The organism is Microvirga yunnanensis (genome assembly GCF_025460875.1).
Genome location: NZ_JAMXFI010000191.1, coordinates 1 through 15,330, shown reverse-complemented (window position 1 = coordinate 15,330; position 15,330 = coordinate 1). Strand labels below are relative to the sequence as shown.

The following is a 15,330-nucleotide window of genomic DNA, read 5'->3' as shown; positions in this document are numbered from 1 at the left end:
AAAGACCCTGGCCCATTCGGCAGGCTGACGATGCCGGTGGACCAGGCCTTGGATTATATCACCTCAGAGCGCGCGTTCTGGATCCACGTCTGATCCTCCAGCGCCCCCAAAAATGGCCAAACTCCAGATCAGGACACCCGCAACAATCCCGCCGAGCCAGCAAGGCGTTGATCGTCCGGTCGCCAGAGAACTTCTTTGGCATGATGGCTCCTCTGGTCGTCCTACTCCCACGATCATGATCACACCCTTTCAGGTGGGATCGTCAGCAAGGTCAATTAAGGAACCGTTGCTCTGTGTGGAGGTCTAAAGGAGTGTGGCCCCGACCGGGATGATCGGTGCTGCCTGTAGGTGCACCGGCAACATGGAAACAATTGACGTGGCAGGCATGTCATCAGATCAGGATGCGAGGTAACCAGACCGCACCTACTGCCCGCTTTTTCGATTAGCGGCCTTGTTTCCGCCGCATCGGCAGGTAGCCTGAGCAGATAAGCTGAGAGGCCGATTCTACCCGATGAATAAGCTCACCCTTGTCGTTGACGAACGAGAGTTGAGTACCATCCGTGTAGCCCTTCTTCTCCTCCAAGAGCACGTGGATGCACTTCCCGAAGACCTCGCCGAGATGGTAGCCGCGCAGTGAATGCCCATGGCGGTGCCTGAGATCGAACATCTCAGCCTTCGCCTTCGCGAGACAGCAAGAACGATACGAAACTATGCTGAACGGGAGTTGCCGCAAGCGACGAGGCTTGTTGAGGTGGAGCGGTTTCCTGGAATGACAATTCCCCGAAGCCGTGTATGAGCGGTGCCGTAGTGTCAAAGGGTTCAAACGTGACTGCACAATGGTCCCCGCCGCTCCAGGACACCTTCCTCAGACATCTTCAAGACAACAAACTGGATGTTACTATGTTTCTCGTCAACGGCATAAGGCTAGAAGGCCAGATCAAGCGGTTCGACAATTTCACAGTAATGCTTGTAAGGGGGACCGGGACCCAGGTTGTTTTCAAGCATGCCATCTCGGCTATCCACCCATCAGAACCGGTCCAACTGATAGAACCGCCTTCGCTTGAGTGAGACAGTCCTTCACGGCCCCCACCGAAGATGCCGTTCAGACTTCCTAAGAAACACTCGGTCATGGAGAGCGAACTTTCTGACTTATATCCTCAAAGGTAGAGGAAACACGCCATGTCGATCCGACAGGAGCCTCCATGAAGAAGGCACGTAAGCTCTATGAAAGCCCGAGCGGTGACCGCTGGTACCTGATTGCAGACCCTTCAGGGGCTGTATTCGTTCATCATGAAGCCAATCTTGCTTCCGGAGGACAGGTGGAACATGAGGACATCGCGGCCTTCTTGAGTCGCGGCGCGGGTCCGGTGTGTTTCAGCATTGAATATGCACCCTTGAGCCGACGGTCATTACGCGCATGACATTGATGGAGAATTCATCGCGTCAGCGGGGTCATCATCAGCGCCGACCGTGACCCCACCGAACTTCCATTTTGCGTCGCTAAACCCAGGCTTCGCGCTTCTCGCGAGAGGGATCAGTTGTTCAATGCTGATTCACATGCAAGCCCGCTCCAAGCCCGGTAGACCCGGACCCGAGATCGGCGCAAACTGCCCCTGCAAGAAAGCGCGGACACGTCCATGCCTGATCTGCGTCCAAAATCCCAGCGCAGGCTCGCCGCCGTCCTGGCTACCGACGTGGTGGGATCTTCCCGGCTCATGGAGGAGGACGAGGAGGGTGCGGCCGCAGCCATCAGGACGATCCTGTCGGACATCATCGGAGTGGCCGCGGCGCGGCATCACGGACGGATCGTCAAGACTATGGGCGACGGAGCCCTCCTGGAGTTCGCCAGCCCGGTCGAGGCCGTGCTGTGTGCGATCGAGGCCCAGACGGCGGTCACTGATCTCGCCGCCAACCAACCGGGGAACGGGACAATCCAGCTTCGCATGGGCATCAACCTGGGCGATATCCTCGTCAGCGAGGACGGGGATATCCTCGGCGACGGCGTGAACGTCGCGGTGCGCCTGGAAGGCGTGGCCGACCCTGGCGGCATCTGCATCTCCGGCAAGGTGTTCGACGAACTCGAAGGCAAGCTGTCCCTGCCGTTCGAGGACCGGGGCGAACAGCGCCTCAAGAACATCGCACGGCCCATCCACGTCTATGCCTTGAAAGCGGGGGACATCTCGCCCCAAGAGCCGAAGGCCGCCCGGCCGACCCCAAACCAGACCGATAAACCCTCCATCGCGGTCGTGCCGTTCGCCAACCTGAGCGGTGGCTCCGAGCAGGAGTACTTCGCCGACGGGATCACGGACGACATCATCATGGCCCTGACGAAAGCCCGCTGGCTGTTCGTCGCGTCCCGCAGTTCTTCCTTCGCCTTCAAGGGCAAGGCCGTCGAGACCGAGCAGGTGGCCCGTCGGTTGGGCGTCCGTTACATCCTCAGCGGCAGCGTGCGCCGGAGTGGCTCCCACGTGCGCGTCTCGGCCCAGCTCACCGAGGCCGAGACCGGCGGCTCCATCTGGGCCGAACGCTATGACCGGGACGTCATCGACATCCTCGCGCTCCAGGACCGGATCGCTGAGGAGGTCGCTGGAGCCATTGAGCCCGAACTCCTCAGGAAGGAGGGCCAACGGGGTGCCCAGCGGTCGCAGAACCTGACGGCCTGGGATCTCGTCCGACGCGGCATGTGGGAGTTCCACAAGATCAGGCCCGACTCGCACCAGCGCGCCCGCGAGCTGTTCCTGAAGGCCATCGAGGCCGAACCCGACTCCGCCGACGGGTACATCTGGCTGGCGCGGGTTGAGGCCGGCCTTGCCGCTTATGGCTGGGGGAGCGATCCCGAGGCCGGCCTGCGGAGCGGGATGGAAGCCGGCCTGAGGGCCGTCGAGCTCGATGCGAAGAACCCCTACTCGCACTATGCCGTCGCGGTGACCCATGTGTTTGGCGGCGAGTACGAAACCGCTATTCGAGCCGCTCAGCGCGCCACTGGCCTCAGTCCCAGCTTCGCCCTGGGGCACTTGGTGCTTGGGCCTGCCTATCTGAGCACCGGCCGCCTGCCGGAGGCGATCGAGTCGCTGGAGCATGGGCTGCGGCTTTCCCCCTACGATCCGCAGAACTTCACGTGGCTGTTCCTGTTGTCCGCAGCCTACACCTTCTCGGGGGACGCCGAAGCCGGGCTGGACGCGGCACGCCGGGCCCTGTCAGTGCGCCCGCACTGGATTCCCGCCCTCAAGATGATTGCCCTGTGCTGCACGCGGCTCGGCGACCGGGAACAGGCTCGTTCCGCGGCATCTCAGGTCCGATCCGCCACTGTCGCGGAAGGCGATCTTGCCCGGTTGATCCCGTACCCCGATCCAGGCTGGGTCGATGAGATTGAGCAAGCGATCGGGGATGCGTTGAGGAACGGACGAGATCGCTGAGCTCGCTGTCCAAGCGCCGAGACCGCGACGTGAGGCCCCTGTCAGCATGCGGAGTGCCTGCCGTCCTCGACAGGATCGCTCCGCGCACTCCCCTCGCCTGTCATGTGAGACTCGCATGGCTGAGCGGATCGTAACCAGGGCGCTCGCCGCAGCGGGGGAGCGCTGCCTGCTGCGGGTGGCCCTGGCCCACGAGCAGGCACTTGCCGCGTCGGGACCGATCCCGCATCGGCGCCTGCACTAAGCCTGTCCATCCGCCGTCACATGAAGGTCGCCTTGCAGCCCTATTGCGGAAATACGGCCAAGGTCAGCCCAGTGCCAGGAGCGGCCCTTCGCCCGAAGTTAACTCTTGACGTTTCCTCGCGCCCCGCGGGCCATTTTGCGGTAGGCTAACGACCTTGGCGTTCCGATCCCCACGACCCGGGAGGGCTCATGGACATTGGCACGTGGCTGCGCCAGCTGGGGCTGGGCCAGTACGAACAATCGTTCCGCGACAACGATATCGATGGTGACGTCCTGGCCGACCTCACCGCCGATGACCTGAGCGGGCTTGGCGTCGTCTCGATTGGGCATCGTCGCAAGTTGCTCGCCGCCATTGCTGCTCTGCGCACCGCCTCGCCATCCATCCCTGCCCCGCTCACCCAGGCCGCGACCATTCCCTCCGGAACAGCCCCGCCATGCACCGAGGCGGAGCGGCGCCAGCTGACCGTCATGTTCATCGACCTCGTCGGCTCAACCGCACTGGCCGCACGTCTGGATCCGGAAGACATGCGCGAGGTGATCGCCGCCTATCACCAATGCGTCGCCCGGACGGTCGCCCGCTTCGACGGCTTGGTGGCCAAGTACATGGGCGATGGCGTGCTCGCATATTTTGGTTATCCGCGCGCTCACGAGGACGACGCCGAACAGGCCGTGCGGGCCGGGCTGGAACTGGTCACTGCGGTCAGCACGCTTCGACCGCGGCCCGGCATTGGGCTCCAGGGCCGCGTCGGCATCGCCACCGGGCTTGTGGTGGTCGGCGATCTGATCGGCACAGGGGCTGCGCAAGAGCAGGCGGTGGTCGGGGAGACCCCGAATCTGGCGGCGCGATTGCAGGCCGTTGCTGAGCCAGGCGGCGTCATCATTGCGGCGGCCACACGCCGGCTCATCGGCGGCCTGTTTGAGTACGAGGACCTCGGCAAGGTCGAGGCGAAGGGCTTCCCCGAGCCCGTACCGGCCTGGCGGGTCTGCCGCGAGAGCGCGCTCGACAGCCGGTTCGAGGCGCTCCGCTCGGGCGAGGTTTCCCTGATTGGCCGCGACGAGGAGATCGAGCTGCTGCTCCGACATTGGGACCACGCCCAAGGCGGCGAGGGGCAGGTCCTCCTGATGGCGGGCGAACCGGGCATCGGCAAGAGCCGGCTCATCACCGCGTTCCAAGACCGCATTGCGCAAGGTCCCCACCTCTGCCTGCGGTACTTCTGCTCGCCACATCACCAGGACAGTGCGCTCCACCCAGCCGTTGCCCACCTCGAACGCGCGGCTGGATTTGCACACGAGGACACGCCCGAGATTAGACTCGGCAAACTTAAGATCCTGCTGGCCCGGACGGGATCATCCAACGAGGATGTCGCTCTCCTCTCCGAACTGCTGTCCCTTCCCGCCGCCAATCACCATCCTCCCCTGAACCTCACCCCGCAGCGCCGCAAGGCGGGCACGTTTGCGGCGCTGCTGCGACAGCTTGAGGAGTTGTCGCGGCTCCAACCGGTGCTGATGATTTTCGAGGATGCGCATTGGAGCGATCCGACCTCACGGGAATGGCTCGACCTTGTCGTCGAGCGAATTTCAGATCTGCCGGTTCTGCTGGTCGTCACCTTCCGTCCCGAGTTCCAGCCACCGTGGGTCGGCCAGGCGCATGTAACCATGCTGATGCTCAACCGGCTCAGCCGTCGTGAAGGCGCAGCCCTGGCACAGCGGATCGCCGGCGAAACGGAACTCCCGAGCGACCTCTTAGCGGAGATTGTGGAGCGCACGGACGGGGTGCCGCTGTTCGTGGAGGAGTTGACCAAGGCAGTGCTCGATGCCGGCAGAGCGACCGGCGAGGGTGTCGTTGCGGCCGTGCCCTCAAATGCGTCCGCGGTCCCGGCCACGCTGCACGCTTCCTTGCTGGCGCGGCTTGATCGGCTGAGCCCAGCAACCAGGGAGATCGCTCAAATCGGGTCCGCCATCGGGCGGGAGTTCTCCTACGAGTTGCTTGCTGATGTTGCGATAGTACCAGCCAGCACGCTGGCCAAGGTGCTGGATCAGCTCGCTGCCTCTGGCCTGGTCCTGCAGCGCGGCAGCCCACCTGAGGCGTCGTATCTGTTCAAGCATGCTCTTATCCAGGACACCGCTTACAGCACACTGCTGCGCGGCCGCCGGCAAGACTGGCACGCGCGGATTGCCACAGCGCTGCAGAAGCGGCTTCCAGACATAGCAACCTCGCGACCGGAGCTGCTTGCGCGCCATCTGGCCGCCGCTGGCCAGCCGGCACAGGCGGTGCAGTATTGGACCGCCGCCGGAGAGCGGGCCTTGGTGCGGGCCGCGCACCATGAAGCTGCAGCCTTTTACGAGCGCGCTCTGGCCGCCCTGGAGGCTCAGGCAAAGACGCCCGAGGTGCTGACGGCGATGATTGATGTGCGGAAGCAACTGCATCAGGCGCTCTACCCGATTGGCCGACTGCAGCCGGCACGAGCCAATCTCGCCCAAGCCGAGCGCAGTGCGGCGCAACTTGGTGACCGCATGCGCCTGGCGCGGGTGCGGGCGAGCCAGATTTATCTGCTCGCCGCGACAGGCGATCTTGCAGGGGCTATTGCTGCCGGGGAGCGAGCCCTGGTGGGACTCGCCGAGACGGATGATCTCGACGCTGTCGTGGGCACGCGGCTGATGCTGGCACGCGCCCTGTATGCGGCTGGCCAATACAGTGAAGCCATCGCGCACGCACGGGATGTGGTTGCCCTTCTCGAGGACGATGTAGAGCGGGGTGCCCTGGGCGGCATGAACCAGACTATATCCGCGCATGTGTGGCTCACTCTATTTCACACCGAGCGCGGCGAGTTTGAGGCCGGTGCAGCAGAAGGCGAGACCGCAACGCGGCTTGCGGCCGATCCGCGATGCACGGAGCACGACATGGTCTGGGTCCGGATCGGCCTCGGTCGGCTTCAGGTCGTGCGCGGTGATTTCGTCCGGGCAATTGGGACACTGGCGCCCGCCCTGCCGCTGTGTGAGGGCGACCTTGTGATCTACTTTTCGCGGGTCGCCTCCTCCCTGGGCAGAGCTTATGCCGGAGCCGGGCGGATCGAAGAGGGCGTTGCGCTGCTGCAACGGGCTGACGAGCGGGCCCGGGTCATCGGATTTGCGTTCGGGCACGCGCTGGTTCTGGCGCAACTCGGCGAAGCACTCCTGCTCGCCGATGACTTTGAACAGGCGCAGGAGATTGGTCGTCAGGCGGTTGAGACGGCGCAGCGATGGGGCGAGCGCGGTAACGAGGCCTGGGCCCGCTGTCTTCTCGGCGATATCGCGGCCTCCCGCCGAGCGCGCCAGGAGGGGCAGGCACAGTATCAAAAAGCAGTGGCAATCGCGGAGGAGTTGGAGATGGCGCCGGTTCTGGCCCGGTGCTCGGCCGGGCTGAACCGCCTTGGCTCGCGCGGCCTATCTCGACCATCCCGCGGCAGACCTTGAATTGCACTCAGTCTTCGAACCATCCCTCGTTTCCAAATTGTTGAAGCGCCAAAGGAGCACCCAATGACACGTTGGTCCGGAACGGGTCACGAACTGCCCTTCAGCAGGGCTGTGTGAAAGTCCGCTGTCTGTTCCCGACCTGCCCTCCCCTCTCCTGCTGGAGACCATGAGGGTCTGTGGGGCGGCTAGTGGGAGGGACCCTTCAGAATGTTCGGCAAGCTCGGTCAGAGGCCGTTTAGTATGTCGTGAGACACCGCTGCCCACGATTCCTTATGCTCTCCACTACGTCGTGGACGTGGAGAGCCAGACCCGTGGCTCAAACTGCCAAGCGACTGTCCCTGCCGATCAAGCAAGGACCTCCTGGATCGAGTAGGATCCTGCTCGAAGGATGGGGGATGCAAGCACCTATGGCCGTTCAGGAGGCTCCGATGGCGGACCAGGCTGCCGATAGGAATGACGTGCGAGCAGCCAACGATGCCTTCTACAAGGCACTCTCTGCCGGCTCGATTGAAGATATCTCGGCAGCATGCGCCCACGATGATGATGTCACGTCACTGCATGAGAACGGTAAGGTGGCGATCGGATGGGGAGCCCTCCTCGATAGCAGGGCAGCGGTTCCCGTTCGATGTCTTCGCCGGACTGTCGGTGGTGATGGGCGATCCAGCAATCAAGGTGAGCGACCCGGTCGCCCGCGTGGTGGGGTTCGAGACGGTCCGGGAGAGAATGAGGGAGGGTAGATAGCTGATCGCGGATCACCATGCCAGCAAGGCGGTGGAAGGCCTCGCTCGAGCGGGCTGAGAGAATACCAGAGACCTCCATTGACGCTCTGAGGAGCATCGCCAACCCTTATCTATGGGAGCGGTCTATGTCTCTCAAACTGCCTCTCTTCATCACCCTTATCTTGGTCGCACCCGAACCTCCGACGGAAGCCCACGACATCTACTCAAATCTAAAGGACCGATGGGGCATCGATTGCTGCAACGACCAGGATTGTCGCCCAGCACCGTACCGCGTGTCTTCTACTGGTGTGCAGATGTACGTTGATGGAGGCTGGGTTCATGTGCCGGATGGGAGGATCCAATACCGATCGCTGCCTAGTGACACCGGTGAGACCCGCGGAGGGCATTGGTGCGGCACGGCCCATTACGATCCGGATCATAGGATCGCTCATATCACCTACTGCGCCATTCTTCCTCCCAACTCTGCATCTGCATCTGACAGGCACGAGGAGTAACGCCTACGACCACCCAGAAGAGGAGGCTGTGATGCTTGCTTTCCTACTTTGCCTTCCGGTTCTCTTGTTGCCGATGAGCCTTTGTCATGCTCGCCCGGTTCATCATGCGACATTAATGCAATCGTGCCCTGCGGGACGACAGCCCATGCCGCAACTGAATGGACTCGTCTTACGCACTAATCCCCAGGTGCTGGCGACCGGCAGATTGATCAAGGGTCTATACTACTCCTATGGGTCCAGTGGTCCGTACGACATGGTAGCGTTCTACATGGCGTGCGATGGTCACTCTGAGCCTGCTCCATTCGTAGTAACCGATTTCCGGTCACGCCAGCTCTTCTTCGATCGCGATCGAGATGGATGCGCGGATGCCACCGAGACGTTACCGCAGCCGGAAATCGATCCGGCGGATATCCTCCCTGCCGTTAATGATGTGGAACAGCTTTGTAGCGAGGGCACGGTCTCTTCCCTCATCCGTTAGGCCGGGGCTCCGTTATTCCTCCCATCGCGGGGCAGACGAGAGGATGAAAGGTTTTACGCCGCGAGCTGCTGTCCGACAACGCCAAACCGATCATAGAGCCGCCTGAGAGTCTCCCTCACCGGGAGCAGGACGATATCGTCCTTGCCATGGAACAGCCAGACCCGCCTGCCCACGAGATTGGGCACGAGAAGAACCGCGGACGTCACGGCTGCTTGGGCTCGCCCTCCAGCCCGCGGTTAACCAATAAATGCCGTCAGCTCTTCAAAAAAGCGTTCAGAGGCCGGTTCACCTTCGCGAAAGAGATGATTGCGGCCGGGGAGCACCACGAAGCGAGCGCCAGGAATGTCGGCGGCCATCGCACGACCAGCCGCCACAGGAGCCATGCGGTCATCGCGAACATGCAGAACCAGCGTCGGCGTCCTCACCTTTGGCAACAGATCGCGTACATCCAGATCGCAGATGGCCTGGTAGTATCGAGCCGCGCACTCAGGTGAACAGGAGCGCCGCTGACGTTCGTTGAATGACTCAAATTCCTCCTTCGTCGCGTCCGGCATCAGTTGCGACGTGAACAATTGCCGGAAGGACGGATCGTTCGAGCCCCATTCCAGCCGCATCAACGTGTTCAGCGCGATCTGGCGCTCTCGCTCGTCCGGCGAACGCTTCCGAGCACCGACAGCAACGCCGCCATAGAGAACGAGATGCGAGACACGCTCCGGATGCCGGACTGCATAGGCAATGGAGACAGCGCATCCCTGCGAGATGCCGAGGAGGGGGAAGCGAGCGACCCCGGCAGCATCGACCACGCTCTCGAGATCGCTGACCCATGCCTCCACGGAGAGCTCGCTCACCTCCCAATCAGACAGCCCGTTGCCGCGGGAGTCGTGGCGGATCAGCGTGTAGCGGCGGGCCAGGCGCTCAAGGACGTAATGCCAGACCGGGCTTTCCCAGTCGTCCTCCAGATGACCCACCCAATTGCCGGGTTTGACCAGCGGTGGGCCATGCCCGACCTTCGCCCACGCCAGCCGCACGCCGTCCGGCGCCCGGCAGAAACTGATTTCCTGCTTCAGTTGCGAACCACCGACCCGTGTGTTCCTAAGGTCCTGGCCGGGACGCACGGCATAGACATGGATGGGGCGCGAGATGTTCTTCACGCGTTGCTGCCCCCGGTCTTCGAAGCCGCAGTCAAGCTTGCCCGCGACCTCCGCGAAGACTTTCCCCGACACGACGATATGTCCCGGCTCAGCGAGCGTCTGGAGCCGGGCGGCGATGTTCACATCGTCGCCGAAGATGTCGCCGTCGTCGTCAACAAGGATGTCGCCCAGGTTGATCGCTATCCTCAAGCTCATCGGATGAGGAGAGATGTCGTGCTCCCGAGCCGCCATTTCGCCCTGGATCGCCACAGCGGATTTGAGAGCCTCAAGCGGGCTGGCGAATTCGGCCAGGAAGCCATCGCCCATCGTCTTGACGATCCGCCCGCCGTGAGCGAAGACCTTGCTCTGGATGATCTCCCGTTGGATGCCCTTCAATCGCGTAAGGGTGCCCTCTTCGTCGCTCTCCATGATGGCGGAATAGCTAACGACATCGGCAGCCATAATGGCGGCAAGACGGCGTATCGTCATTGCACCCCCCTGCTTGCGCAGGCAGAGCCGGTGGAGACTTGTTAAGCGTACCCGATAACGCCAGACGTGAGAAGAGCCGCAGCCACGTTGGGAGCCGCCCCTCCGGGCATATGACGACTGGAGGCCAATTACGCGGAAGAGTGGTTCTTCTAGAACGGCTTAAGGCGATGACGTTCGCGGTGTTCGGTATCTTTTGCCCAAGAGCTGTTACGATGATGTCTACCAGGATGCTGATGAGTGAGACAATGCGGGGTTCAGTTGCGGAAACGGGTAGTGCAAGGAAAACCCTCCCTGATCTTCATAGAGGCTACTACACGAATGGCCGCTGGCCGTCTCCCCTTATTCTCCAGGCAGGAATAAATGCTGGATCTCGTCGCTCGGACAATGATCCCAAGGCGCTCTGAAGTCGCTCCGCCGGGCGTGAGATCGCCCTTACTTGCCCTGAATGTCCACCCCGTAGAATGTGTGGCGGCCGAAGGGCGAGAGCTTGAAGTCGATCACCTCCTTGCGGATTGGCTTCAACTGCACCGCGTGGGCGATGGTGAACCAGGGTGCCTGCTCCTTGAAGATTACCTGGGCCTGCTCGTAGAGCTTCGTGCGCTCGGCCTGACCGGTCGTAGTCTTCGCCTTCATGACGAGATCGTCGAACGGCTTGTAGCACCACCGCGCCACGTTCCCGCCGGATGTACTCTCGGCCGAGGTGCAGCTGAGAAGGCTGGACAGGAAGTTGTCCGGATCGCCGTTGTCGCCAGTCCAGCCCATCAGGCCAAGTTGGTGCTCGCCCGCCTGCATGCGCTTGCGGTACTCGCCCCACTCGAAGCTCTTGATCTCGGCCTTCACGCCAATCCTGGCGAGGTCGGCCTGCATCAACTCGGCGACACGCTGGGCATTCGGCATATAGGGACGCTGCACCGGCATGGCCCAGAGATCGGTCTGAAAGCCGTTCGAATAGCCAGCCTCGGCCAGGAGCTTCCTGGCGGCTTCCGGATCGTAATCGTAGTCCTTCACGGCATCGTTGTAGGACCACATGGATGGTGGGATCGGGTTCTTCGCCGCCACGCCCGTGGAGAGGTAGACCGCGTCAATGATGGCCCTTTTATTGATTGCCATGCTCACGGCCTGCCGGACGCGTACGTCATCGAATGGCTTCTTCTGGGTCTGGAAGGCGAGATAGCCGACATTGAGGCCTGGCTGCTCCAGGATCCTGATGTCCGGATCCTTCTTCATGGCCTCGAGGTCGGCCGGGTTCGGATACGGCATAATGTGGCATTCACCCTTCTGGAGCTTGGCCCAGCGGACTGAGGTGTCCGGCGTGATGGCGAAAACGAGGTCGTCAATCCTGGCGCGGCCGCCCCAGTAGTCGTCAAAGGCTTTGTAGCGGATCACAGCGTCCTTTTGATACTGGACCAGGTAGAAAGGGCCGGTGCCGATGGGCTCATGGTCGATCTTCTCGGGTGTGCCCGCCTTGAGCATGGCGTCGGCGTATTCCTTTGACTGGACGGCAGCAAACTCCATGGCAAGGTCGGACAGGAACGGCGCCTCGGGCTGGTTCAGGGTCACCTTGACGGTATAGTCGTCCACCTTCTCCACTGACTTGAGCAGCTTGGGCATGCCCATGGCGTCGAAGTAGGAGTGATTGGGGCTTGTCACTTTGAAGTACGGGTTGTCCTCCTTCCACTGGCGCTCCAGCATGAAGATCACGTCGTCCGCATTGGCGGTGCGGGTCGGCTTGAAGCTCGTGTTGGAGTGCCATTTGGCGTTATGGCGCAAGTAGAAGGTGTAGACGAGGCCGTCCTCGGAGATGTCCCACGTCTCGGCGAGGCCGGGCACCACCTTCGTGCCGCCGCGCTCGAAGTCGACGATACGATCATAGATCGGCTCGCTGGCATCGGATGAGGTGCCGGTGGTGTTCACGCCGGGATAGAAATTCTCCGGGCTGCCCTCGGAGCAGTAGACGAGGGTTTTACCGGAGAGCGGCGCCGTGGCCAGCACGGCCGGCACGCAGAGGATGGCGAGAAGGGCTGCTGTCTTCATGGGATCCTCCACACAGCTCCGGCTCGGCCTCACTGGCCGCGGGGTCGAGCACAGATGTCCTTCCGACTTCGAACTCCGCTGAGCTGGCACGTCACCCCGTTGTTTGTGCCGATCCTTCCCAGTGGCGCGCCCGAAGTCTGCCCCGGATGCCTTAGGCCGCCGAGGCGCGCCCCGTCGTCCCCTCGGCTGTGACAGCCCCCAGAACCTCGCCCACCGAGACCTCCGGCTCACCTGTGATGAGATCGGCCAGGTTCGCCTTGATCCAATCGAGCGCCTTGCTGTTCGCCTCCTGAGCAGCGCTTTGGGTCTCGAAAAGCGTGATCGAGCCGCCGGTCTGGTCCCCGAAGCGCACGACATAGTACCCGATAAAGCCAGGGCTTTGCTTCATCGTGGGACCGAGGCCGTCGACCGCGCGCCGAGCGGCCTCCTCGATAGACCGCATGGGAACCTTGCGCACCACTGCGTACATCGTGACCTCCCGTTCAGAAAGGCCCCTCAGCCGGCGATATTATACCATCCGATGAGCCCGAGTACGAGGCACGATCATTCTCAAATCCGATGATCTGGTGTCACCGATGGCAGTTCGGGCCGCGGCTCCGGTGTGTTCTGAATTGGGGCAGCGTGGCCAGCTTGAGAGATTGCAGGCCCAGAAGCCAAGCGTCTCTCAAGAACTGCAACCTGCCGTGCCAGATTGTCGATGGCGGCCTTCAAAGCCAAAACGTCCGCGGCATCCGGGATGGTGGATATGGGGTGTCCCGCTCGAGGCACCGCCGGCTCATATGATCCTGGAGGAGGCTCTGGCACCGCCTCCAGAGAGGACTCGCGCGTCGTCCGACGGGATGACATTAGCCTTTGGAGAGCCCGCACAATCAGCCAGAGAACGCAGAAAGCGAGGAAAAGGGTGAGCAGCGCCGAAGGCATGCTATCGAACATGGTTGTTGCCGTTCCTGAGTGAGCCGATCAAGGCCTGAGGCAATGCAACAATGATGTCCCGCGTTCCCATGGGTGATCGTTCGGATTGGTTGCCCCACTGCCCCTACCGGAAGGGCAGTATCGGCTGGCTCGGTTGGCGGAAAAGCTCGGGGCGGACATCCAACTATGCGATCTGGTCGATCAGATCGCCTTCGACCGCCCAAGGAAGCCCCTCCCGTGGGAGCGACTTCCCAACCAGTTTGATCCAAAGTGCAAGGCTCGTTTTAGGGTTTTGGAGGCGACGCGCCGCCCTCCCCCATACTGCGAAGGTTGAGTAACACAACAGTGCCGGCCTCAATCCTGCTTACCCCAGTACGGGCTGGACACTCCACCCAGTCAGTCGCAAAATTCGTTCAGGAACGGCACCGAGGGTTCCGATGGGTCCGCAGGAGCACAAGGTCGAGCGACGGCTCGCAGCCATCTTCGCGGCTGACATGGCAGGCTACTCACGCCTCATGGAACGGGATGAGGTCGGCACCCTGAAGGCACTGACTGCCCACCGCGAGGTCATAGACCGGCTGATCACTGAACATGGCGGACGCATTGCCAACACCGCTGGCGACAGTGTGTTGGCTGAGTTCCCCAGCGCCGTTGAGGCCGTCCAATGTGCCATGGCTGTGCAGGAGGCTCTTGTGCAAGCCAATCAGGACACTCCCGAGGAGCGCCGTCTTCAGTTTCGGATCGGCGTTCATGTCGGCGACGTGATGGTGCGTGCAGGAGATCTGCTCGGGGACGGCGTGAATATTGCCGCACGGCTGGAGAGCCTCGCAGATCCTGGCGGCCTGTGCATCTCCGAGGCCACCTACGGGTATGTGCGAAAGGCTCTGCCCCATGCTTTCGAGGATCTCGGACCACAGACGGTCAAGAACATCGAAGAGCCAGTACGAGCCTTCGTGCTTAAGGCAGCCGCGATGATTCCAGCAGGACAGGAGCGAGCTAAACCGCTTCCCCTGCCCGACAAGCCCTCTATTGCGGTGCTTCCGTTTAGAAACATGAGCGGCGACCCTGAACAGGACTACTTGGCCGATGGTCTCACCGAGGAGATCGTTGCGGCGCTTTCACGTTTTCGCTCGCTGTTCGTCATCGCCTATAGCTCCACCGCGACCTACAAGGGCAAGGCCGTGGATGTGCGCCAAGTCAGCCGCGAGCTTGGTGCCAGGTACGTCCTGGAAGGCAGCATTCGCAAGGAGGGAAACCGGCTCCGCGTCATTACCCAACTGATTGATGCCACCACAGGCAGCCACATCTGGACGGATCGGTACGACGGAGACGTTACGGACCTCTTCGATCTTCAGGATCGGGTGACCGAGGCCATTGTTGGAGCCCTTGAGCCGACGATCACTCTCTCCGAAATTGAGTGGGCCAAGCGCAAGCGGCCTGACAGCCTTGATGCCTATGGCTGCGTCATGCGGGCGCTGCCTGCCGTCTGGTCGCAAGACCCCCATAAAAAGGCAGAAGGACTTCGGCTGGCTGAACAGGCAATGGATCTCGATCCCAGTTATCCTCTTCCGAAGGCGCTCGCTGCATGGTGCTATGCCCAACGCGTGATGTCCATGACGACGTCCAATCCCGCGACGACCAGAACCAGGGCACTCCAACTCGCCCGTGAAGCCGCGTCTCTCGACAGCAACGATCCCCTCGTGCTGACGGTGCTGAGTGCCGCATACAACCTTATCGGTCAGGTCGCCCTTGGGCTAGCGGCTGTCGAGAAGGCGCTGACCCTAGACCCCAACTCGGCTTGGGCGTGGCTTCGCAGTGGATGGTCGAACACCTACATGCGAAGATACGACACCGCCATTGAGCATTTTCAGCGGGCCATGCGTCTCAGTCCGCTCGACCCGATGCGCTTCAGTGCCTTGATCGGGATCGGAGCCGCATATCTTG

The 15,330-nt window shown here is 62.1% G+C and carries 11 protein-coding genes; 6 read left to right on the top strand and 5 right to left on the bottom strand.

Going from position 1 to position 15,330, the window contains the following annotated elements; genetic code table 11:
• Positions 1–442: 442 nt before the first annotated feature.
• A complete protein-coding gene (locus NF876_RS42165; protein ID WP_262273633.1) occupies positions 443–667 on the bottom strand; it encodes a hypothetical protein in 225 nt (74 codons plus the stop codon).
• 125 nt (positions 668–792) lie between these two features.
• Between NF876_RS42165 and hfq the strand changes: the two genes are divergently transcribed.
• From hfq to NF876_RS42140, 5 genes are all read left to right on the top strand, one after another.
• Positions 793–1,068 carry an RNA chaperone Hfq gene (hfq, locus tag NF876_RS42160; protein WP_262273632.1) on the top strand — a complete coding sequence of 92 codons (276 nt, stop codon included), beginning with the start codon at positions 793–795 and terminating at the stop codon, positions 1,066–1,068.
• A 134-nt stretch (positions 1,069–1,202) separates the two neighbouring features.
• Complete coding sequence (locus NF876_RS42155; RefSeq protein WP_262273631.1) at positions 1,203–1,421, top strand: hypothetical protein; 219 nt, start codon at positions 1,203–1,205, stop codon at positions 1,419–1,421.
• Positions 1,422–1,637: 216 nt separating this feature from the next.
• On the top strand, positions 1,638–3,416 hold the full coding sequence (locus tag NF876_RS42150; RefSeq protein ID WP_262273630.1) for an adenylate/guanylate cyclase domain-containing protein: 1,779 nt from the start codon (positions 1,638–1,640) through the stop codon (positions 3,414–3,416).
• A gap of 115 nt (positions 3,417–3,531) precedes the next feature.
• Positions 3,532–3,657, top strand: a complete 126-nt coding sequence (locus NF876_RS42145; protein WP_262273629.1) for a hypothetical protein — start codon at positions 3,532–3,534, stop codon at positions 3,655–3,657.
• A gap of 188 nt (positions 3,658–3,845) precedes the next feature.
• On the top strand, positions 3,846–7,109 hold the full coding sequence (locus NF876_RS42140; protein ID WP_262273628.1) for an adenylate/guanylate cyclase domain-containing protein: 3,264 nt from the start codon (positions 3,846–3,848) through the stop codon (positions 7,107–7,109).
• A 1,765-nt stretch (positions 7,110–8,874) separates the two neighbouring features.
• On the opposite strand, the gene NF876_RS42135 is transcribed toward NF876_RS42140, so the two are convergent.
• The 4 genes from NF876_RS42135 to NF876_RS42120 all read right to left on the bottom strand — a co-directional run bounded on the left by NF876_RS42135 (position 8,875) and on the right by NF876_RS42120 (position 12,943).
• Positions 8,875–9,027 carry a hypothetical protein gene (locus NF876_RS42135; protein ID WP_262273627.1) on the bottom strand — a complete coding sequence of 51 codons (153 nt, stop codon included), beginning with the start codon at positions 9,025–9,027 and terminating at the stop codon, positions 8,875–8,877.
• Positions 9,028–9,057: 30 nt separating this feature from the next.
• On the bottom strand, positions 9,058–10,413 hold the full coding sequence (locus NF876_RS42130; protein ID WP_262273626.1) for an alpha/beta fold hydrolase: 1,356 nt from the start codon (positions 10,411–10,413) through the stop codon (positions 9,058–9,060).
• 459 nt (positions 10,414–10,872) lie between these two features.
• A complete protein-coding gene (locus NF876_RS42125; protein ID WP_315975131.1) occupies positions 10,873–12,474 on the bottom strand; it encodes an ABC transporter substrate-binding protein in 1,602 nt (533 codons plus the stop codon).
• Positions 12,475–12,625: 151 nt separating this feature from the next.
• Positions 12,626–12,943 (bottom strand): hypothetical protein, encoded by a 318-nt coding sequence (locus NF876_RS42120; protein WP_262273624.1) that lies wholly within the window; start codon positions 12,941–12,943, stop codon positions 12,626–12,628.
• 880 nt (positions 12,944–13,823) lie between these two features.
• Here NF876_RS42120 and NF876_RS42115 point away from each other — a divergent pair.
• Positions 13,824–15,330: adenylate/guanylate cyclase domain-containing protein (locus NF876_RS42115; RefSeq protein WP_262273623.1), on the top strand; the 1,507-nt coding region annotated here is incomplete at its 3' end.